The organism is Actinobacillus ureae ATCC 25976 (assembly GCF_000188255.1).
In the GTDB taxonomy this organism is placed as follows: domain Bacteria; phylum Pseudomonadota; class Gammaproteobacteria; order Enterobacterales; family Pasteurellaceae; genus Actinobacillus; species Actinobacillus ureae.
Map to the genome: position 1 here is coordinate 123,220 of NZ_GL831080.1, position 20,025 is coordinate 143,244.

The following is a 20,025-nucleotide window of genomic DNA, read 5'->3' on the forward strand; positions in this document are numbered from 1 at the left end:
CCGATTATTCGCTATTTTTTTATGTTTACGGATTGATACGGTTTAACTCGTGTTTTAATAATACAATTGCCCCACCGATCAGTAAGAAGTCTTTGAAAAGAAAGCTATCAAAGCCGAGTTGGAATAACAGACTGAGCGTCACGACACCGGTACCTAATAAACCTAATGCGCCGATAATGCCCGCTCTTGGTGAGAAAATTCCTGCAAATAAGCTTAGGTAAGTAATCCCTTCAATTGTCCCTAATACATAGCTTGCGCCATAGAAACCAAACCAATCATATAAAAAACTTAACCAGCTCTTCGAAATCAACGGCTTGAGTGCCTCCACCTCAAAATCAAACCATTTAAATACCCCGAAAGTCGCATATACAATAAAAAGCGATAAACGTAAGATTAAAATATCAATATCAGATTTTTGAAAACGACGAAGTAAGTTGTGCATAATGTCTCCTTATAAATAATTACGATACTTATAAGAGACGTAAGAATAGCTAGATTCTTACACGGAAATTTGCAAGTGCCATTATAGAGAAATTTGGAGCCACAGCGTTGCTCACTCAGCCGTAGGCTGATCGTAACCACATACGGCTTGCCGTGCGTGGGCGACAAGCGTTTTTCCCCTCTCCCACAAGGGGGGAGGGTGATTATTTACTAAAGTGCTCGTATAGGCAAACGCCATTGTAGGTATTCACTAGATATATATGAAAAGCGGTCAAAATCTGCAAAAAATTTGCAAATTTTGACCGCTTGTTACCTCGTTAATTAAAGAATAAAACGGCTTAAATCTTCATTCTCAACTACGTCATTTAACGCATCTTGTACGTATTTCTCATCAATCACGATTTTCTCGCCTGAGCGTTCGCTTGCGTCGAATGAGATGCCGTCCATAAGGCGTTCTAATACGGTATGTAAACGACGAGCACCGATATTTTCGGTTTTTTCGTTTACACGGAATGCCGATTCGGCGATTTTGCTGATACCGTCTTTAGTAAACTCGATTTCCACGCCTTCGGTTTTCATTAGCTCACGATATTGGAGTGTTAATGAAGCGTTCGGTTCGGTGAGGATACGTTCGAAATCTTCTTTCGTGAGCGATTTTAATTCGACACGAATCGGTAAGCGGCCTTGTAATTCCGGTAATAAATCTGACGGGCGAGCCACTTGGAATGCACCTGAACAGATAAATAAAATATGGTCGGTTTTTACCATGCCGTGTTTGGTATTGACCGTAGAACCTTCGATAATCGGCAGTAAATCACGCTGTACACCTTCACGAGAAACGTCGCCGCCTGAATGTTCGCCTTTTTTACAGATTTTGTCGATTTCATCAATAAATACGATACCGTGCTGTTCAACTGCTTCAATCGCTTGTTGTTTCAACTCTTCCGGATTCACCAGCTTTGCCGCTTCTTCGTCTACCATTACTTTTAACGCATCTTTGATTTTCATTTTGCGTTTTTTGGTTTTGTTCGGCGACATACCTTCAAATAACGATTGAAGCTGCGAAGTCATTTCTTCCATACCCGGCGGCGTCATAATTTCTACGCTCACTTGTGCTGCTACATCGATTTCGATTTCTTTGTCATCAAGCTGACCTTCACGCAATTTTTTGCGGAACACTTGGCGGGTTGAGCTGTTATCGCTTTCTTGTACGTTACCCCATTGATCTTTTGCCGGTGGTAATAACACATCTAAAATACGATTTTCTGCCGCATCCTGCGCTCGCATACGGTTTTTTTCGACCGCTTGTGATTTGACTAATTTCACAGCCACATCGGTTAGATCTTTGATAATCGAATCGACTTCTTTACCTACGTAGCCCACTTCGGTGAATTTAGTCGCTTCCACTTTAATAAAAGGTGCGTTAGCTAATTTTGCTAAACGGCGTGCAATTTCAGTTTTACCCACACCGGTCGGACCGATCATCAGAATGTTTTTCGGGGTGACTTCTTGGCGGAGATCTTCCGGTAATTGCATTCTTCTCCAACGGTTACGTAGGGCAATTGCCACCGCACGTTTTGCTTCGTTTTGTCCGATAATATGCGAGTCTAATTCCGACACAATTTCACGAGGGGTCATTGACATATTTTTTATTCCTTCTAAATATTTTCCTTTTTGTAAAACAGCGGTTATTCGATTATTTTGTTACCCTCGCCCCTTGTGGGAGAGGGGAGGCGGTCTAATTTGCTTGAGTTTTTGCAAATTTCCCTCTCTCCCGCAAGGGGAGAGAGGGAAGCTTAATAACCTTGCATTTATAAAGAGGAAAATGAGCTTTATACTTCTTCGATTACGTGATTATGATTTGAGTAAATATCAATATCACCGGCGATTTTTAATGCTTCCGCCACGATTTCTTTTGCAGATAAATTATTTTGCGTGCGAAGTAGTGCAAGTGCCGCCGCTTTGGCGTAGTTACCGCCGGAGCCGATGGCTAACACGTCTTGTTCTGGCTCAATTACATCGCCCGAGCCCGAAACTAATAAAAATTCACTTTCGTTTGCTACAATCATCATCGCTTCTAATTTTCGTAGTGAACGTTCGGTACGCCATTCTTTTGCTAATTCCACCGCAGATTTGATTAAGTGACCTTGGTGTAATTCTAATTTTTTCTCGAATAAATCACGTAAGATAAACGCATCGGCAGTTGAACCAGCAAAGCCGGTTACCACTTTGTCTTTGTACATACGGCGCACTTTGCGTACCGTGCCTTTTTCTACACAATTACCTAGCGTTGCTTGTCCGTCACCTCCGATAGCGACTTTGCCATCTTTACGAACACATACGATCGTTGTCATATTAAATCCTTGTCCTTTCTTTTAGGGAAAACTGTGGTGTTAAATGGGGGGAAATTTGTCTTTTTCAAGGACAAGCGGTCAGATTTCACAAGAAAATTGCAAATTCATCGCCACCGGCTTGTCTTGTGCTAATTCGATCTGGGCTTTATACACCAACACTTTTACCCCGGTTTTTTTCGCTTGTTCAAATAAAGCAGCATATTGCGGATCAATCTGTTTTGCCACGGCAAAACGTTGGATACCGGTGTGTAAAATTGCAAAAAATATAACCGCTTGTTGCCCTGATTCAGCAATCGCAGCCAGTTCTCGCAAGTGTTTTTGTCCTCGTTCTGTTTTGGCATCAGGGAACATCCCCAAGCCGTTTTCGGTGAGTAAGGTGGTGGATTTTACTTCTACAAAACAGTCGGGCTGATTGTCCGCTTTTAGTAAAAAATCAATCCGGCTGTTTTCCGTGCCGTATTTTTGTTCGGGTAATATAGTTTGATACTTGGCGAGTTCGGTGATCCAACGCTTTTCTAAGGCCTCTTGCACCAGCTGATTAGCTCGTTGAGTATTCACACAAATAAAATCGCCCGCTTGAGTTTGGGTCAGTTCCCAAGTGTAAGCATATTTGCGTTTCGGATTATCGGAAGTGGAAAACCAAACGATATCGCCGGCAGTGGCACAGCCGGTCATTGCACCGGTGTTCGGACAATGTAGGGTAATTTGCTCGCCGTTGGGCAGCAGAATATCGGCTAAAAAACGTTTATAACGTTTGATTAATATGCCGCAAGAAAGAGAAGGAAATTGCATAATAATCTTTGATTTATAAAGAAAAAACCGCTTTTTGCAAAGTGGTTTTTTGTATCAAACTGATTAACGGTTGGTCAGGTAATAGCTTAATCTCGATCAGCTTTGTTTAACAATCTGATAAAGGAGAACGAGAAATGAAAGCATTTTGGCTTATCATTATCTTTTTAGTGTTCTTACTATAAGTCGAGTTGCTTAAATTTTCAGCCCTTAAATTTCATAAAACTCTAGCGGTAAACCGTCCGGATCTTTAAAGAAAGTGAAACGTTTACCGGTCAAGTCATCAATTCGAATCGGTTCACATTCCACCGCATTTTTTACTAAAAATTCGACCGCTTGTTGCACGTTTTTGACTCGAAACGCTAAATGACGTAAGCCGCAGGCTTCTGGGCTATTTGGGCGTTGTGGTGGATTCGGAAAACTAAATAATTCAATTTGTGAACCGTCGGCAAAACGCAGATCGAGCTTATAACTTTCACATGCCGCACGATAAGTTTCTTCAATAATTTCCGCACCGAGAATTTGCGTATAAAAATGTTTAGAGGTTGCGTAATCACTGGCAATAGTTGCGACGTGATGGAAGCCGAGAATGGGTGTTGACATAAATTTCCTTGTAAAAGTTTTGCAAAAAAACTGTTAAATATGACCGCTTAGGTTATGATGCACGGCTTGATATTATTTTGATATTAAAAGGCTTCAAGTGAAAACAAAATTGCAGTTTCCTTTAGCACAATCCGATCCGAATCAGCCGTTTGCCAAAGCGGTGTTAGCTTGGTTTGTACAGTATGGGCGTAAACATTTACCTTGGCAACAAAATAAAACCTTATATGGCGTTTGGTTGTCGGAAGTGATGTTACAACAAACGCAGGTTGTAACAGTTATTCCGTATTTCGAACGTTTTATTGAACGTTTTCCAATGGTAACGGACTTAGCGGATGCTCATATTGATGAAGTTTTGCATTTATGGACTGGGTTAGGCTATTACGCACGAGCCAGAAATTTGCATAAAGCGGCACAGCAAATTCGAGATCAATTCGGTGGTGAATTTCCGACCGATTTTGATGATGTTTTGGCGCTTTCAGGTGTTGGGCGCAGTACGGCGGGGGCTATTTTATCGTCTGTGTTAAATGCACCGTATCCGATTTTAGACGGTAATGTAAAACGGGTACTTTCTCGTGTGTTTGCGGTGGATGGCTGGAGTGGTGAAAAAAGTATAGAAAATAAATTGTGGCAATTAACCGCCAGTGTGACGCCGAATCGTCAAGTTGCCGATTTTAATCAGGCGATGATGGATCTCGGTGCGATGGTTTGTACCCGTAGTAAACCGAAATGTTCGTTATGTCCGTTAGTGAATTTATGCGAAGCGAATCGGTTTGAAGCATGGGATAAATTTCCGGCGAAAAAACCGAAGAAAGTATTGCCTGAACGTCAGGCGTATTTTTTGATTATCAAGTCGGGTAATAAGGTTTTATTGGAACAACGTGAGGCAAAAGGACTATGGGGCGGATTATACGTGTTTCCGCAGTTTGAAGATGCGGATACGCTTAAGCGGTCGCTTTCCGAACAGAATTTGCAAATATCTCAACAATTAATTGCATTTCGCCACACGTTCAGCCATTTTCACTTAGATATTACCCCGATTTTGGTAGATCTGGATTTGCAAAAAAATGCGCAAAATCAACCGCTTGTCGTACAAGAAAATTACGGAAATTATCGCCTTTCAGTATCTTCAACCGCTAATTATTGGTATGATTTGCAATTACCGAGCGAAATAGGTTTGGCAACGCCCGTAAAACGTATTTTGGACGAACTCAGTTTAACGCTAACTAGCACTAATAAGGAATAAAAAATGGCTCGTATTGTATTTTGTGAGTATTTAAAACAAGAAGCCGAAGGCTTAGATTTTCAATTATATCCAGGCGAATTGGGTAAGCGTATTTTTGATTCTATTAGTAAACAAGCGTGGTCGGAATGGATTAAAAAACAAACTATGCTCGTGAATGAGAAAAAGTTAAGCATGATGAACCCGGAACACCGTAAATTGCTGGAAACGGAAATGGTAAATTTCTTATTTGAAGGCAAAGAGGTTCAGATTGATGGTTATGTTCCTGTTTAACAGAAGTAATAAGGTATTGATTTTTAATGAAAAAATATACTAAGTATTTACCGTTACTGTTGGTAATCCCGTTCTTAGCCGCTTGTGGTAGCAGTACCAAAAAAGTGAAAAGAACTAAAACGAAAGTTGATTACACCAAAGACACTAACGGTTTAGATATTTTAACTGGACAATTCTCGCATAATATCGATGATATTTGGGGAAGTAACGAACTGTTAGTTGCGAGTAAAAAAGACTACGTAAAATATACGGACCAGTTCTACACTCGTAGCCATATTTCATTCGAAGACGGTCAGATTACGATTGAAACCTTAGGTGACAAAAACCACTTACGTAACAGTATTGTGCACACCTTATTAATGGGATCAGACCCGAAAGGGATCGACTTATTCGCATCGGGCGATGTGCCGATTAGTAGCAATCCGTTCCTTGCAGGTCAGGTGAACGATCAATTCGGGCGTGATATTAATAATATTGCAATCGCTAACAATTTTGCGACTTATTTAATTCAAAATAAATTGCAGACTCGCCGCCTTCAAAACGGTAGAACGGTAACTTACGTAGCGATTAAAATGGTGGCGGGACATATTGAAGTACGTGCACGCCAATATTTGCCGTTGGTGCGTAAAATGGCGAAGCGTTACGGCATCGAGCCAAGCTTGATTCTAGGTATTATGGAAGTTGAATCGGCATTTAACCCGTATGCGGTAAGTTATGCGAATGCGATCGGTTTGATGCAGGTTGTACCTCGTACTGCCGGACGTGATATTTTTGCGCGTAAAGGATTTGGCGGTCAGCCGGATCGTGCTTACTTGTATAATCCGGCGCAGAATATTGATGCGGGAACTTTATATTTAACTATTTTACGTGATGAATATTTAGACGGTATCACTAATCCGGTGGCAAAACGTTATGCGATGATTTCCGCTTATAACAGTGGTGCGGGTGCGGTACTTAAAGTATTTGATTATGATAAATATGATGCGATTGATCGTATTAATGATTTATCTCCGGATGCGGTTTATCGTATTTTGACAACGGCACATCCGTCAAGCCAAGCACGAAATTACCTGAAGAAAGTAACGAAAGCTCGAGAAAAGTATTTACATGTTCGATAATTTGTTGTTTTTTAAAGCAAAAAGTACAAAAAAAGCACGTTTAAACCGACTTTTTTAAATTTTTAAAAAAAGTGTTTGACGAAGCGGGGTTAAATCAGCATAATGCACCTCGCAACAAGACGTTGCCTCGATAGCTCAGTCGGTAGAGCAGGGGATTGAAAATCCCCGTGTCGGTGGTTCGATTCCGCCTCGAGGCACCATCTATTCCTCCTTAGTTCAGTCGGTAGAACGGTGGACTGTTAATCCATATGTCGCAGGTTCGAGTCCCGCAGGAGGAGCCATATTTCGAAGCCCTGATGATTATCATTAGGGCTTCACTTTATTAGCAATTTACTTTTGCTAGTCTTTCAAAAAGTTATCTTGGAGAGCTTGACGCTGAGTTAAAATAATTGCATAATAAACAATCGCAATCAACGAGATGCCTCGATAGCTCAGTCGGTAGAGCAGGGGATTGAAAATCCCCGTGTCGGTGGTTCGATTCCGCCTCGAGGCACCATCTATTCCTCCTTAGTTCAGTCGGTAGAACGGTGGACTGTTAATCCATATGTCGCAGGTTCGAGTCCCGCAGGAGGAGCCATATTCAGGAGCCCTGATAGTTAAAATAACTATCAGGGTTTCGCTTTTTCTAGAGGTTGAAAAGCGCATTTTCTATATGCTAAGTGCCATTGCTGAAATTTTGTGATCTCTCTCCAATTTTTGAAAAAACTTGAAATTTCCCTTCGCAAAATTGTGTGAGACAGAGTATTATTAGCGAAACAATAAAAATGATTCCTCGAATATTGTCAATTTTGCGACATCACTTTTAATACGAGTGATGTCGCATTTTTTATACCTGAAAATCCACCTTTTACCCTGTCATAAAGGTGGATTTTTTGTATAATGAAAGTAATTTTCCGCTTATGATCCCTTTGGGCTTAAAAAGAAGCGGTCGGATTCTAGAAAAATTTTGCAAAGAGAAAATTATGTTTGAGAACCTATCTGACAGACTATCGAAAACCTTGCGTAACATTACCGGTAAAGGTCGTTTAACGGAAGATAATATTAAAGATACGTTGCGTGAAGTGCGTATGGCGTTATTAGAAGCTGACGTTGCGTTGCCGGTTGTGCGTGAATTTATTAATAAAGTGAAAGAGCGTGCGATTGGTGAAGAGGTAAATAAAAGTTTAACGCCGGGTCAGGAGTTTCTTAAGGTCGTGCAAAGCGAGCTTGAGAAAGCGATGGGTGAGGCGAATGAGGAGTTAAATCTTGCGACCCAACCGCCGGCAGTGATTTTAATGGCGGGCTTACAAGGTGCGGGTAAAACCACCTCGGTCGGTAAATTAGCGAAATTCCTTAAAGAACGCCATAAGAAAAAAGTATTAGTGGTTTCTGCCGACGTCTATCGTCCAGCGGCGATTAAACAGCTTCAAACCTTAGCGGAAGCGTTAAAAGTCGATTTCTTCCCGACAGAGACAAGTCAGAAACCGGTTGAAATTGCCGAGCTTGCTTTAAAACACGCAAAACTGAATTTCTTTGATGTTTTAATTGTGGATACCGCAGGTCGTTTACACGTTGACGGTGAGATGATGGAAGAAATCCAGCAAATCCACAGCGTATTAAATCCGATTGAAACACTTTTCACTGTGGATGCGATGACTGGTCAAGATGCGGCGAATACGGCAAAAGCCTTTAACGAAGCCTTACCGCTTACCGGTGTAATCTTAACCAAAGTAGATGGTGATGCACGTGGTGGTGCGGCGTTATCTATTCGTCAAATCACCGGCAAGCCGATTAAATTCCTCGGTGTGGGTGAGAAAACCGATGCGTTAGAACCGTTCCATCCGGATCGTGTCGCTTCACGTATTCTGGGGATGGGCGATGTATTGTCATTAATCGAAGATTTACAACGCTCGGTTGACCAAGAAAAAGCTGAGAAAATGGCACAGAAATTCAAGAAAGGTTATGATTTCACCCTTGAAGATTTCCGTGAACAGCTCATTGAAATGAAAAAAATGGGCGGTATGATGTCGATGCTGGATAAACTGCCTGGTGCGAAGAATTTACCTGATCATGTAAAAAATCAGGTGGATGATAAAATGTTTGTTAAAATGGAAGCAATCATCAACTCTATGACGCTGAAAGAGCGTGCGAATCCAGATATTATTAAAGGCTCTCGTCGTCGTCGTATTGCGTTAGGTTCGGGTACACAGGTGCAAGACGTAAATAAATTGCTTAAGCAATTTGATGAAATGCAGCGTATGATGAAGAAAATGCGTAAAGGCGGTATGGCGAAAATGATGCGTGGCATGAAAGGCTTAATGGGCGGAGGCGGTTTAGGCGGCCTCGGTGGCTTAGGCGGAATGTTTGGCGGTAAACGCTAATTAGCTACGTTCCAAGCGGTCGGATTTTGTAGAAAATTTGCAAAATCCGACCGCTTTTTTATGCCTTATTTGGCGAGTGCTTGACGCAACTTTCCGTGATGCACAGAAAGTAATTGTTCGGCAGTTGCTTTATCTGAATCACTTAAGATCATCATAATGGCTAATTTTGCGTTATTTTCGGCAATTTTTAGCGCATTTTCGGCAACCGTTCGATCACATTCGGTGGCTTCCATCACGATTTTTATGGCACGGGCTTTGAGTTTTTCATTGCTTGCCTGCACATCGACCATTAAATTGGAATAGCATTTGCCTATCATTACCATTGATGCGGTGGTCAGCATATTCAACACCAGCTTTTGTGCCGTACCGGATTTCATACGACTTGAGCCGGTCAGCACTTCCGGTCCTACCACCGTATTAATCGCAATCTCGGCAATTTGTGCCATTGCCGAATTCGGGTTGCTGGCAATTGAAACTGTGGTTGCACCTAAAGATTTGGCATATTCCAACGCACCGATAACATAAGGCGTGCGTCCGCTTGCCGCAATACCGACCAATACATCTTTTGGTGAAAAATTGACCGCTTGCAAATCAGCTTTGCCTCGTTCAGTATTATCTTCCGCTCCTTCAATCGGGTGGCGTAATGCCCGTTCACCGCCGGCAATAATGCCGACCACCATTTCCGGTGGAATGCCGTAAGTCGGTGGACATTCCGAAGCGTCTAATACACCTAAGCGCCCGCTGGTGCCGGCGCCGATATAGACTAAACGTCCCCCATTTTGGAATGCTTGTACGATTTTTTCGACTGCTTGAGCAATTTGCGGCAAACATTTTTCCACCGCAAGTGGGACTTGCTTATCTTCGTGATTAATCACTTTCACCAACTCAAGTGCAGAGAGTTGATCGATATTCATTGAGTTAGGATTGCGTTGTTCGGTAATCATTTTTGACAACGCCGTTAATAAATTTTTTTCTGACATTTTTATCTCCAACCACCTTTTACTTTTGGTGTGTTATACAAGTGAGGAAGTGATTACTTAGGATAAATTACCCCTAAACTCACCGGTTCTTTTGCACCGGTTACGCTTGGTAGATTACTTGCTAAATTATGTACACGTTGATAAGCCAGCCACGCAAAAGCAGCTGCTTCGACATAATCAATATCCAATCCGTACTCATCAGTGGTAGCCACCTGCCATTTCGGTAGTAATTCTGAAAATCTCTGCATTAACAATGGGTTGTGTGCGCCACCACCACATATAAGTAATAAGCATTGCTTTTCACTTTCTAAATTTTTTAACTCACTTACTACACTTTGTGCGGTAAATTCCGCCAGTGTACGTTGTACATCTTCAGGACGATAAGCGGTTAAATTTGCCGATTTTTTTGCAAGCCATTCAAGGTTAAATAATTCTCGTCCGGTGCTTTTCGGGGCAGGTAATTTGAAAAAAGGCTCATCAAGTAAACTGTCGAGTAATTCCGGAATCAGTATTCCGGTTTTTGCCCATTCGGCATTTTTGTCGTAGCGTTTGGGTTGGTGCAGCTCTATCCACGAATCCATCAGTGCATTGCCGACACTGACATCGTAGCCAATGGTCGGCAGCTGTGGCGCAAGTACCGAAATATTGGAAATACCGCCGATATTTAGCACTACGGTTAAGCGTTCCGGCGAGGCAAAAATCCCTTCGTGAAAAGCAGGCACTAATGGTGCCCCCTGTCCGCCGACCGCCATATCTTTGCGACGGAAATCCGCAATAGTGGTAATGCCGGTATGAGCGGCAACCAAATTCATATCACCGATTTGCATGGTAAATGGGAATTTGCCGTTTGGAGAATGCCATACAGTTTGTCCATGACAACCGATTGCTTGAATATCACTTGCAGTGAGATGATATTCGGCTAAAAAGCGATTGATACTTTCGGCATACAGCAGACCTAAACGGTGATCGATTTCACCTAATTTTTGTAAGGAAGTTTCACCGCTTTTGAGTAATTGCGATAAATCGGTACGTAAATCTTCCGGCATAGGAGTAAAGCCGCAAGCGGTCAATTTTGGCGGATTTTTTGCAAAATCCATCACGCATAAATCCACACCGTCAAGGCTGGTGCCGGACATCACGCCGAGGTAGAGGTTTTTAGTCATAAAAATGAAAGGAAAGGAAAATTTGTTGAATTATATCGAATATCCGCCACAAAAGCGGTAAGATCTCGGCTGATTTTTACAAATTTATCTATTTACAGAAAAAAGGCTTAAGCAATAGCGAAATCGCTTTTTCGTTGTCTTTATTATTCTTTTGTAATCAAGCGTTGGCGATTTTAGCCCGACCGTTACGGCTTGGCAAAGATGATGTTACTAGGCTGTTTGCTGGACGTGTTAGCTTATATTTTCTTCCTCTCAGCGGATAATTACGGACTATTATTGCTAGCTACGACTTGCTTTGGTCTGGGGAGCTGTTTATTCGGTACCAATGCAAAAGCGTGTTTGCTGGCTTTGGCGGGCGATGAATATAGCGAGAAAACCCGTTTGCTGGGCAAGTATCTGAAAGTGACCAGTATGTCTTCAATGTTTGCGCCGTTATTGGTGATTCCGTTTATTAAATTTGAGCAAATTGAGTTATTAATTTGGGTTTGTTTTGCGATGGAGGCGGTGCTGTTTGCACTGATGGTCAAGCCGTTTTATCAGATTCAAACGTTACAAAGCTTGGTGAAATTCCGTTTTGGACAGATTCGAGAAATTATTACCAAAGAATTTTTATTTGTGCATTTGATGTTGTTTATTCCGCTATCAATTGCCACTTCGTTTTTTGTGATTTTCCCGTTTTTATTTGATAACAAATTAGCTGCGCCGGAACATAGTCCGATTGCATTATTTGTGAACGGCTTGATGACGGTATCGTTACAAAGTTATTTCTCACGCAAAATTAATCTCACTGCGAAGCAAACCGTTTGGGTCGCACCGCTGTTGGCGATTGGTATCATTGTGCCGTGGTTTATTACCTTGCATTACATTTCGCTGTTTAGCGCTTATGTCTATTTGGTGATTTTTACCGTGATTGAGGTGTATGCGCTGACAGCAATGGCGAACTTGTTAGTGAAATTTGATAACGGTACCAATCGAGGCTTCATTTTCGGTGCATCACGTCTGCTGCTTTCGATTGCGACGGTAGTGGTGATGAATTTAATTCCTCATCTGTTTTTGGTGTAGCTATGACTATTCTTTGGATTGTTCTCGGTGCGGTGTTAGGCGCAATTTCTCGCTGGCAATTAGGCGTATGGTTTAACGGTTTTCTCAGCCAGTTTGCCTTTGGTACATTGTTAGCAAATTTGCTCGGCTGCTTCTTAATTGGAATCGCCATTGGCTTGCATTTGAATGACGGGCAGAAATTATTGTTTATTACCGGTTTTCTAGGCAGTTTCACCACTTTTTCGAGTTTTTCATTAGAAGTAAGTGAAAAGCTACTGGCGGAGAAATATTACCAAGCTTTCGGTATTATCGGTTTGCATTTGGTCGGGGGGATTTTGTTTACAGTGATAGGAATCTTGCTGGTACGCCTTTTTACAAGCGGTCAAAATTACTAAATTTTTTGCAAAAAAATGCCCTCACGACTTAAAGTTGGAGGGCATTTTTCGTTAGCTAATTAAAGTAAAATATTTGCTAATAAAAGACCGAAGCCAATGCTGAAAATCATACTTAATAAGCCTGGTAACATAAAGCTGTGGTTAAAGATGTATTTACCGATTTTTGTTGTACCGGTGGTATCGAAGTCAATTGAGGCGATAATCGGACCGTAGTTCGGAATAAAGAAATAACCGTTTACTGCCACGAATACCCCGATTAATACCGGTGCTGGAATGCCGATTGCAATCGCAAGCGGGAAGAGTGTTGCCACAGTTGCACCTTGGCTGTTTACTAATACCGATAAAACAAATAATGCGAAAGCAAATGCCCATGGTGCGGTTTCTACTAAGCCTTGAACCATGCCTTTCACTTCAGTCATATGACCTTGCATTAACGTATCACCTAACCATGCGATACCGAAAATCGCAATTACCGCACGCATACCGGCATGGAAAATCGAACCTTTAGTGATTTCATCGCCGTCCGGTTTGCAGAATAAGATAATTAATGCACCGACAGAAAGCATCACTATTTCAATCGTATGCGCCATACCCATCGGTTTGCTGTCAAACACAGGACGAAGTGACGGTACCGCACCCATTAATACAACTAATAATGCACCGAATAAGAATAAAACTACAGAAGTTTTTGCGGTTGATTTAATTTGAATATCTGCAGGAACGACAGAAGTGTGATTTTCTTTTACGTAATCAGGATCTTGTAATAATTTTTGGTAATGCGGATCGTCTTTTAACTCTTTACCCATTTTATTTACGAATACACAAGCAAGCATTAAACCAAGTAAAGTTGCCGGCACGGTTACCATTAATACATTGCCTAAAGTAATGCCTTGTGGCTCTAAAAATGCTACTACTGCAACGACTGCCGCCGCAATCGGGCTTGCTACGATCGCAAATTGTGAAGCGATTACTGCCATTGAGAGAGGACGCTCTGGACGAATACCGTTATGGTGACTAACCTCAGCGATAACAGGTAATACTGAATACGCTACGTGACCTGTACCCGCTAACACAGTGAATGTCCAAGTAACAAGCGGTGCGATAAAAGTAATATATTTTGGATTACGACATAAAATGTTTGTTGCCAGTTTGATCATATAGTCTAAACCGCCGGCTGCTTGCATTGCTGCTGCAGCTGCAACTACCGCCATGATCATAAACATTACGTCAATCGGTAAGCCTGCTGGTTTTAAACCAAACACGAAAGAAAGGATCGCTAAGCCTAAACCGCCAAATACCCCCAAACCGATACCGCCGACACGGGCACCAATCAAAATACATAGTAAAACTATGGCAAATTGCAAAAGAAACATTGCAGACATAATTTAATTACTCCATTGTAATTCAGTAAAAAAATCCTCATACTTGAGGAAATAGTCCTTAGAGATAAGCCTTCTCAAAGCAGAATTAAACTCTTTGAAAAGGGTGCTTAATATAGCAATAAATAAAACTAATCGCTATAAGAATCAATAATTAAATTTTTTTATGATAGGAAATAATATGCAATTTTCAAAAATGCACGGGCTTGGCAATGACTTTATGGTGATTGATGGTGTAACGCAAAATGTCTATCTTACCGAGGATGTGATCCGAAAATTAGCTGATCGACATACCGGCGTTGGCTTTGACCAATTATTGCTTGTAGAGCCGCCTTACGACCCGGATTTAGATTTCCATTACCGTATTTTTAATGCGGACGGTAGTGAAGTTGCACAATGCGGTAATGGTGCGCGCTGCTTTGCCCGTTTTGTCACGCTAAAAGGTTTAACCAATAAACAAGATATTCACGTGAGTACTGCCAAAGGTAAAATGATATTAACTTTAAAAGGTGAAGAAAAAGTTCGTGTGAATATGGGTGAACCGATTTGGGAACCGGCACAGGTTCCGTTTACGGCAAATAAATTTGAAAAAAATTATATTCTAAGAACGGATTTGCAAACGGTGTTATGCGGTGTGGTTTCAATGGGCAATCCGCATTGTGTGTTACAAGTTGAAGATATTAAGACAGCACCGGTAAATGAATTAGGACCTTTGTTGGAGAATCATGAACGCTTTCCTGAGCGAGCGAATATCGGCTTTATACAAGTAGTGAATCGCAATCATATTAAATTACGAGTATTTGAACGTGGCGCCGGTGAAACGCAGGCATGCGGCAGCGGTGCTTGTGGTGCGGTTGCAGTAGGCATTATGCAAGGCTTATTGGATAGCAATGTACAAGTTGACTTACCCGGTGGTTCACTCCAAATCGAGTGGAAAGGTGTCGGTCATCCGTTATATATGACCGGTGATGCTACCCATATTTATGACGGTTTTATTAAACTCTAAATTAAACTAAGTGCTTTTAACCACAGAATACACGGATAGTACGGAAATTTTGTTTTGTGTAGTCCGTGTATTCCGTGGTTTTTAATTATCTAAGCACTTTCTACACCAAACGCCATTACTTCATCAATTTTCTCAGCATTCATTGCAATCATCATCAAACGATCCACGCCTAACGCGACGCCGGAACAATTTGGAATCCCCGCTTTTAATGCAGCCAGAAAACGAGTGTCTAACTGCTGAGCCGGTAAGCCCATTTGTGCACGTTGTACGTTATCTTGTTCGAAGCGGCGCATTTGTTCTTTCGCATCACTTAGCTCATCGAAGCCGTTTGCCAATTCTAAGCCTTTGTAATAAACCTCAAAGCGTTCTGCAACACGGTGATCTTCCGAACTGATTTGAGCCAGTGCCGCTTGCGACGACGGGAAATGATATACCGCAGTCGGGCGCTCTTTACCAATATTCGCTTCCACAATTTCACTAAATAGGAATTGCAGCAAAGTATCTCGATTCTCGTCATCTTCACACGGGAAGCCGTGTTTACGGGCTTTTTCAACTAATTGCGCGCGAGTTGCCGATAGCGGATCTAATCCGACATAGGTTTGGAATACGAACTGATAGCTATAAGATTCCGCCGGTTCACAATCTAAAATTTGCTGTAATAAGTCATCCACTTCATTAATTAAACGATACATATCAAAATGCGGGCGATACCATTCCAACATGGTAAATTCCGGATTATGACGTTTACCCACTTCTTCGTTACGAAACACGCGACATAATTGGAAAATTGAACCGCTACCCGCTGCCAATAGGCGTTTCATATGGTATTCGGGGCTTGTCATCAGATGCAGCGTTTTCGCTTTGCTGGCAAAGGGCGAAAGGAATTGAGTACTAAAAGTAGAAAGATGCACGTCTGTTACGGAAAACTCACTTAGTGCGGGTGTTTCCACTTCTAATACACCACGATCTTTAAAAAACTGGCGAATTTCCGCCATGATTTGGCTGCGTTTGATTAGGTTTTGGATGGAAGCAGTCGGTTTCCATTCAACATTTTCTAAAATTAATTCATTCATTACAGAGATCATCGAACGTTAAAAAAGAGATTGTAGCGGTATTTATTTTAGTTTGTGAAGTTTAATTTCAATTTTGTAGGCGGCTTACCGGCGAATTTCCCTAAAATTTTTGTTATATCATTGGTAAAATTTTGGCCGAATTTGACCGCTTAATGCGACAAATTCTTATCTGTAATTACGAGTAATTATCAATACCGCATAAAGGTTTTGTACCTTTTTTGAGGTAGATCACAAAACATATTTTTTGTGCCGTGAAAACGTAGAATAAACTTATATTGTGCAAAAAATAGTGGCAAAATGCGAACAAATTATATTGATTAATTTATCTATTATTTTGGAGTGCATTATGCAAAGTGTTAATTTTGATGTCGCAATTATCGGTGCTGGCGGTGGCGGTTTACGTGCAGCAATCGCAGCAGCGGAAGCAAATCCAAATCTTAAAATTGCTTTAATTTCAAAAGTTTACCCGATGCGTAGCCATACTGTGGCGGCAGAAGGCGGTTCAGCGGCGGTAATTAAAGATACAGACTCTTTTGATAACCACTTTAATGATACCGTTGGCGGTGGTGACTGGTTATGTGAACAAGATATCGTAGAATATTTTGTTGAGCATTCACCGATTGAAATGACTCAATTAGAACGCTGGGGTTGTCCTTGGTCTCGTCGTTCGGATGGCGAAGTAAACGTACGTCGCTTCGGTGGTATGAAAATCGAACGTACTTGGTTTGCAGCAGACAAAACCGGTTTCCACTTATTACATACACTTTTCCAAACTTCAATCAAATATCCTAATATCGTACGTTTTGACGAACATTTCGTTTTAGATATTCTGACCGACAACGGCGAAGCTCGCGGTTGTGTGGCGATGAATATGATGGAAGGTACGCTTGTTCAAATCAATGCAAATGCAGTCGTTATCGCAACCGGTGGTGGTTGCCGTACTTATCGTTTCAATACTAACGGTGGTATCGTAACCGGTGACGGTTTATCAATGGCGTATCGTCACGGTGTGGCATTACGTGATATGGAATTCGTTCAATATCACCCAACCGGTTTACCGAATACCGGTATCTTAATGACCGAAGGCTGCCGTGGTGAAGGCGGTATCTTAGTGAATAAAGACGGTTACCGTTACTTACAAGATTACGGTCTAGGACCAGAAACACCAATCGGTAAACCGGAAAACAAATATATGGAACTTGGTCCGCGTGATAAAGTTTCACAAGCATTCTGGCAAGAATGGAAAAAAGGTAACACTTTAAAAACCGATAAAGGTGTTGATGTTGTTCACTTAGACTTACGTCATTTAGGTGAAAAACACTTAACCGAACGTTTACCGTTTATTTGCGAGTTAGCGCGTGCTTATGAAGGTGTAGATCCGGTAACTTCACCAATCCCAGTTCGTCCTGTTGTTCACTACACCATGGGTGGTATCGAAGTGGATATGAATGCGGAAACTTTAATTAAAGGCTTATTTGCAGTAGGTGAGTGTGCGTCTTCAGGCTTACACGGTGCAAACCGTTTAGGTTCTAACTCTCTGGCGGAATTAGTGGTATTCGGTAAAGTAGCCGGTGAAAATGCGGCTCACCGTGCACAAGAAGCAACACCTCGTAACCAAGCGCAAATTGATGCGCAAGCACAAGATGTAGTGGCACGCTTACACGCTTTAGCTCGCCAAGAAGGTAATGAATCTTGGGCGGATATTCGTAACCAAATGGGTGATGCAATGGAAGAAGGTTGTGGTATCTACCGTACACAAGAAAGTATGGAAGGTGCGGTAAACAAAATCCATGAATTAAGAGAGCGTTATAAAAATATCAGCGTGAAAGATAAATCAAGCGTGTTTAACACTGATTTACTCTACAAAATCGAATTAGGCTTCATTTTAGATGTGGCGCAATCAATCGCTTGCTCAGCTGTTGAACGTAAAGAATCTCGTGGTGCACACCAACGTTTAGACTATACAGAACGTGACGATGTGAATTACTTAAAACACACCCAAGCATTCTACAACGCAGACGGCACACCGACCATTAAATATTCAGATGTGAAAATTACTAAATCACAACCTGCAAAACGTGTATATGGTGCGGAAGCAGAAGCGCAAGAAAAAGCGAAAAAAACAGCAGAACAGGCACAAAAATAGGAGAGCGATAATATGGCAAATTTAAACAAAATGACCATCGAAGTGCTTCGCTACAATCCAGAAACAGATAGCGAACCACATTTAGACAAATATGAAGTACCGTTCGATAGCCAAACTTCATTACTAGATGTTCTCGGTTACATTAAAGACGAACTTGAGCCTGAGCTTTCTTATCGTTGGTCTTGCCGTATGGCGATCTGTGGCTCGTGTGGTATGATGGTAAACGGTAAACCGAAATTAGCATGTAAAACATTCTTACGTGATTACAGCGGCTTTATGCGAATCGAACCGCTTGCAAACTTCCCGATTGAGCGTGACTTAGTGGTGGATTTAAGCCACTTTATCGACAGCATCGAAGCAATCAAACCTTATGTTATCGATAATAAAGCACCGGAAGGTCAGCGTACTAAACAAACACCGGCACAATTAGAGAAATATCGTCAATTCTCAATGTGTATTAATTGTGGTCTATGCTATGCAGCTTGTCCGCAATTTGGTTTAAACCCTGAGTTTATCGGTCCGGCAGCGATTACCCTTGCTCACCGCTATAACTTGGATAACCGTGATAACGGTCGTGAGCAACGTATGAAACTCTTAAGCTCTAAAAACGGGGTGTGGAGTTGTACTTTCGTCGGTTATTGTTCAGAAGTATGTCCGAAACATGTAGGCCCGGCTTCTGCAATTAACCAAGGTAAATTAGAAAGCGCGAAAGATTACGTAATTTCAATGCTTAAACCAAAAGGCTAGGGGCAATATGACAACAACAACTAAACGTAAAGCGTATGTACGCGAAATGAAAGCGAACTGGTGGACAAAACTCGGTTTCTACAAAATGTACATGGTACGTGAAGCAACCTGTTTAGCAACCGTATGGTTCTGCCTTGTATTGCTTTATGGCGTGATTAGTCTCGGTGGGGAAGGTTTAGAAAACTTTATTAGTTTCTTACAAAACCCAATCGTATTTATTTTAAACGTTATCAGTATTGCCGCATTGCTTTATCATGCAGCGACACTTTATGTGATGACACCGCAAGTGCTTACTTTTATTGTGCATAATGAACGTGTTAACCCAAATATTTTAAGAAATGTACTTTGGGCAGTAACCGGCGTAGTAAGCTTAGTTGCGTTAGTATTTACTTATATTTAGGGGAGGAATGGTAATGAGTAAACAAGATCCAAAACGTTCTAATGAGCCACCTGTATGGTTAATGTTCAGTGCCGGCGGTACAATTAGTGCAATTTGCTTTCCTATCTTAATTTTAATTTTAGGTGTGTTATTACCGCTTGGTTTGGTGCCGGTGGATAATATCGTGGCATTTGCTCACACTTGGTTAGGTAAATTAGTGATTTTGGCGGTAACAATTTTCCCAATGTGGGCAGGTATGCACCGTGTACACCATGGTTTACATGACCTCAAAATTCACTTTCCTGCGGGTGGCTGGGTATTCTACGGATTATCCGTTCTCTACTCAGTGATTGTGTTCTTTGCAGTAATCGCACTGTAATCAATATAACGTGAATAAAGCCATCCGTCAGTGATCTGACCCCAAAAAGTTAGACTGTTTAATTTAAGGACCAAGTTCTGTATTGTAAAGGGCTCAGTCCTTTTAATTTCACTTGAATACGCTCATTGTTGTAATAATGAATGTACGCGTGAATCACTT

At 41.5% G+C, this 20,025-nt stretch carries 20 protein-coding genes, 4 tRNA genes and 1 pseudogene; 15 read left to right on the top strand and 10 right to left on the bottom strand.

Annotated features, from left to right (window positions below; all coding sequences use genetic code 11):
* Window positions 1–25 precede the first annotated feature (25 nt).
* The 5 genes from HMPREF0027_RS00580 to gloA2 form a co-directional block, all read right to left on the bottom strand.
* The gene (locus HMPREF0027_RS00580; RefSeq protein WP_005621203.1) at window positions 26–442 is read right to left on the bottom strand and encodes a DUF417 family protein; all 417 of its coding nucleotides are present in this window, start codon (window positions 440–442) and stop codon (window positions 26–28) included.
* 320 nt (window positions 443–762) lie between these two features.
* Complete coding sequence (hslU, locus tag HMPREF0027_RS00585; RefSeq protein WP_005621205.1) at window positions 763–2,085, bottom strand: HslU--HslV peptidase ATPase subunit; 1,323 nt, start codon at window positions 2,083–2,085, stop codon at window positions 763–765.
* A gap of 188 nt (window positions 2,086–2,273) precedes the next feature.
* On the bottom strand, window positions 2,274–2,795 hold the full coding sequence (hslV, locus tag HMPREF0027_RS00590) for an ATP-dependent protease subunit HslV (protein ID WP_005613306.1): 522 nt from the start codon (window positions 2,793–2,795) through the stop codon (window positions 2,274–2,276).
* Between the two features lie 78 nt (window positions 2,796–2,873).
* The gene (gene sfsA, locus HMPREF0027_RS00595; RefSeq protein WP_005621208.1) at window positions 2,874–3,587 is read right to left on the bottom strand and encodes a DNA/RNA nuclease SfsA; all 714 of its coding nucleotides are present in this window, start codon (window positions 3,585–3,587) and stop codon (window positions 2,874–2,876) included.
* 207 nt (window positions 3,588–3,794) lie between these two features.
* Complete coding sequence (gloA2, locus tag HMPREF0027_RS00600; protein WP_005621210.1) at window positions 3,795–4,187, bottom strand: SMU1112c/YaeR family gloxylase I-like metalloprotein; 393 nt, start codon at window positions 4,185–4,187, stop codon at window positions 3,795–3,797.
* A gap of 97 nt (window positions 4,188–4,284) precedes the next feature.
* On the opposite strand from gloA2, the gene mutY reads away from it, so the two are divergent.
* The 8 genes from mutY to ffh all read left to right on the top strand — a co-directional run bounded on the left by mutY (window position 4,285) and on the right by ffh (window position 9,178).
* Window positions 4,285–5,430, top strand: a complete 1,146-nt coding sequence (gene mutY, locus HMPREF0027_RS00605) for an A/G-specific adenine glycosylase (RefSeq protein WP_005621211.1) — start codon at window positions 4,285–4,287, stop codon at window positions 5,428–5,430.
* A gap of 3 nt (window positions 5,431–5,433) precedes the next feature.
* Window positions 5,434–5,700 (top strand): oxidative damage protection protein, encoded by a 267-nt coding sequence (locus HMPREF0027_RS00610; RefSeq protein ID WP_005621213.1) that lies wholly within the window; start codon window positions 5,434–5,436, stop codon window positions 5,698–5,700.
* Between the two features lie 26 nt (window positions 5,701–5,726).
* Window positions 5,727–6,818 (top strand): membrane-bound lytic murein transglycosylase MltC, encoded by a 1,092-nt coding sequence (mltC, locus tag HMPREF0027_RS00615; protein ID WP_005621215.1) that lies wholly within the window; start codon window positions 5,727–5,729, stop codon window positions 6,816–6,818.
* Window positions 6,819–6,942: 124 nt separating this feature from the next.
* Window positions 6,943–7,018 (top strand) — tRNA-Phe (locus HMPREF0027_RS00620).
* 5 nt (window positions 7,019–7,023) lie between these two features.
* A tRNA-Asn gene (locus HMPREF0027_RS00625) sits at window positions 7,024–7,099 on the top strand.
* A gap of 139 nt (window positions 7,100–7,238) precedes the next feature.
* Window positions 7,239–7,314, top strand: a tRNA-Phe gene (locus HMPREF0027_RS00630).
* A 5-nt stretch (window positions 7,315–7,319) separates the two neighbouring features.
* Window positions 7,320–7,395 (top strand) — tRNA-Asn (locus HMPREF0027_RS00635).
* Between the two features lie 385 nt (window positions 7,396–7,780).
* Window positions 7,781–9,178 carry a signal recognition particle protein gene (gene ffh / locus HMPREF0027_RS00640; RefSeq protein ID WP_044024383.1) on the top strand — a complete coding sequence of 466 codons (1,398 nt, stop codon included), beginning with the start codon at window positions 7,781–7,783 and terminating at the stop codon, window positions 9,176–9,178.
* 65 nt (window positions 9,179–9,243) lie between these two features.
* Here the strand turns inward: ffh and murQ are convergent, their stop codons facing one another.
* Both murQ and HMPREF0027_RS00650 read right to left on the bottom strand, forming a co-directional pair.
* Window positions 9,244–10,158 carry an N-acetylmuramic acid 6-phosphate etherase gene (gene murQ, locus HMPREF0027_RS00645; protein ID WP_005621220.1) on the bottom strand — a complete coding sequence of 305 codons (915 nt, stop codon included), beginning with the start codon at window positions 10,156–10,158 and terminating at the stop codon, window positions 9,244–9,246.
* 53 nt (window positions 10,159–10,211) lie between these two features.
* Window positions 10,212–11,321 (bottom strand): anhydro-N-acetylmuramic acid kinase, encoded by a 1,110-nt coding sequence (locus tag HMPREF0027_RS00650; RefSeq protein WP_005621222.1) that lies wholly within the window; start codon window positions 11,319–11,321, stop codon window positions 10,212–10,214.
* A gap of 29 nt (window positions 11,322–11,350) precedes the next feature.
* On the opposite strand from HMPREF0027_RS00650, the pseudogene HMPREF0027_RS00655 reads away from it, so the two are divergent.
* Both HMPREF0027_RS00655 and HMPREF0027_RS00660 read left to right on the top strand, forming a co-directional pair.
* Window positions 11,351–12,383, top strand: a pseudogene (locus tag HMPREF0027_RS00655) (MFS transporter).
* 2 nt (window positions 12,384–12,385) lie between these two features.
* Window positions 12,386–12,757 (top strand): CrcB family protein, encoded by a 372-nt coding sequence (locus HMPREF0027_RS00660; protein WP_005621226.1) that lies wholly within the window; start codon window positions 12,386–12,388, stop codon window positions 12,755–12,757.
* 59 nt (window positions 12,758–12,816) lie between these two features.
* Here the strand turns inward: HMPREF0027_RS00660 and HMPREF0027_RS00665 are convergent, their stop codons facing one another.
* Window positions 12,817–14,139, bottom strand: coding sequence for an anaerobic C4-dicarboxylate transporter (locus HMPREF0027_RS00665; RefSeq protein WP_005621228.1), 1,323 nt, complete (start codon window positions 14,137–14,139; stop codon window positions 12,817–12,819).
* 178 nt (window positions 14,140–14,317) lie between these two features.
* Here HMPREF0027_RS00665 and dapF point away from each other — a divergent pair, with 178 nt between their 5' ends.
* Window positions 14,318–15,142, top strand: coding sequence for a diaminopimelate epimerase (gene dapF / locus HMPREF0027_RS00670; RefSeq protein WP_044024189.1), 825 nt, complete (start codon window positions 14,318–14,320; stop codon window positions 15,140–15,142).
* 89 nt (window positions 15,143–15,231) lie between these two features.
* Here the strand turns inward: dapF and epmA are convergent, their stop codons facing one another.
* Entirely contained in the window at window positions 15,232–16,215 is a 984-nt protein-coding gene (gene epmA, locus HMPREF0027_RS00675; protein WP_044024191.1) for an elongation factor P--(R)-beta-lysine ligase, read from the bottom strand.
* Between the two features lie 346 nt (window positions 16,216–16,561).
* On the opposite strand from epmA, the gene frdA reads away from it, so the two are divergent.
* The 4 genes from frdA to frdD are packed head-to-tail and all read left to right on the top strand — an operon-like array spanning window position 16,562 to window position 19,866.
* Window positions 16,562–18,361, top strand: a complete 1,800-nt coding sequence (frdA, locus tag HMPREF0027_RS00680) for a fumarate reductase (quinol) flavoprotein subunit (RefSeq protein WP_044024192.1) — start codon at window positions 16,562–16,564, stop codon at window positions 18,359–18,361.
* Window positions 18,362–18,373: 12 nt separating this feature from the next.
* Window positions 18,374–19,108 (top strand): succinate dehydrogenase/fumarate reductase iron-sulfur subunit, encoded by a 735-nt coding sequence (locus HMPREF0027_RS00685; protein ID WP_005621234.1) that lies wholly within the window; start codon window positions 18,374–18,376, stop codon window positions 19,106–19,108.
* A gap of 7 nt (window positions 19,109–19,115) precedes the next feature.
* Window positions 19,116–19,508, top strand: coding sequence for a fumarate reductase subunit FrdC (frdC, locus tag HMPREF0027_RS00690; protein ID WP_005621235.1), 393 nt, complete (start codon window positions 19,116–19,118; stop codon window positions 19,506–19,508).
* A gap of 13 nt (window positions 19,509–19,521) precedes the next feature.
* Complete coding sequence (frdD, locus tag HMPREF0027_RS00695) at window positions 19,522–19,866, top strand: fumarate reductase subunit FrdD (protein WP_044024194.1); 345 nt, start codon at window positions 19,522–19,524, stop codon at window positions 19,864–19,866.
* 58 nt (window positions 19,867–19,924) lie between these two features.
* Here frdD and HMPREF0027_RS11405 read toward each other — a convergent pair.
* Window positions 19,925–20,025: IS3 family transposase (locus HMPREF0027_RS11405; RefSeq protein ID WP_155812093.1), on the bottom strand; the 101-nt coding region annotated here is incomplete at its 5' end.

Coding starts and splice junctions, on each gene's coding strand:
- dapF (WP_044024189.1), top strand. CDS start 14,318: ATGCAATTTTCAAAAATGCACGGGCTTGGCAATGACTTTATGGTGATT.
- murQ (WP_005621220.1), bottom strand. CDS start 10,158: ATGTCAGAAAAAAATTTATTAACGGCGTTGTCAAAAATGATTACCGAA.
- frdA (WP_044024192.1), top strand. CDS start 16,562: ATGCAAAGTGTTAATTTTGATGTCGCAATTATCGGTGCTGGCGGTGGC.
- gloA2 (WP_005621210.1), bottom strand. CDS start 4,187: ATGTCAACACCCATTCTCGGCTTCCATCACGTCGCAACTATTGCCAGT.
- frdD (WP_044024194.1), top strand. CDS start 19,522: ATGAGTAAACAAGATCCAAAACGTTCTAATGAGCCACCTGTATGGTTA.
- HMPREF0027_RS00610 (WP_005621213.1), top strand. CDS start 5,434: ATGGCTCGTATTGTATTTTGTGAGTATTTAAAACAAGAAGCCGAAGGC.
- HMPREF0027_RS00665 (WP_005621228.1), bottom strand. CDS start 14,139: ATGTCTGCAATGTTTCTTTTGCAATTTGCCATAGTTTTACTATGTATT.
- hslU (WP_005621205.1), bottom strand. CDS start 2,085: ATGTCAATGACCCCTCGTGAAATTGTGTCGGAATTAGACTCGCATATT.
- frdC (WP_005621235.1), top strand. CDS start 19,116: ATGACAACAACAACTAAACGTAAAGCGTATGTACGCGAAATGAAAGCG.
- HMPREF0027_RS00660 (WP_005621226.1), top strand. CDS start 12,386: ATGACTATTCTTTGGATTGTTCTCGGTGCGGTGTTAGGCGCAATTTCT.
- sfsA (WP_005621208.1), bottom strand. CDS start 3,587: ATGCAATTTCCTTCTCTTTCTTGCGGCATATTAATCAAACGTTATAAA.
- HMPREF0027_RS00580 (WP_005621203.1), bottom strand. CDS start 442: ATGCACAACTTACTTCGTCGTTTTCAAAAATCTGATATTGATATTTTA.
- mltC (WP_005621215.1), top strand. CDS start 5,727: ATGAAAAAATATACTAAGTATTTACCGTTACTGTTGGTAATCCCGTTC.
- epmA (WP_044024191.1), bottom strand. CDS start 16,215: ATGAATGAATTAATTTTAGAAAATGTTGAATGGAAACCGACTGCTTCC.
- hslV (WP_005613306.1), bottom strand. CDS start 2,795: ATGACAACGATCGTATGTGTTCGTAAAGATGGCAAAGTCGCTATCGGA.
- ffh (WP_044024383.1), top strand. CDS start 7,781: ATGTTTGAGAACCTATCTGACAGACTATCGAAAACCTTGCGTAACATT.
- HMPREF0027_RS00685 (WP_005621234.1), top strand. CDS start 18,374: ATGGCAAATTTAAACAAAATGACCATCGAAGTGCTTCGCTACAATCCA.
- HMPREF0027_RS00650 (WP_005621222.1), bottom strand. CDS start 11,321: ATGACTAAAAACCTCTACCTCGGCGTGATGTCCGGCACCAGCCTTGAC.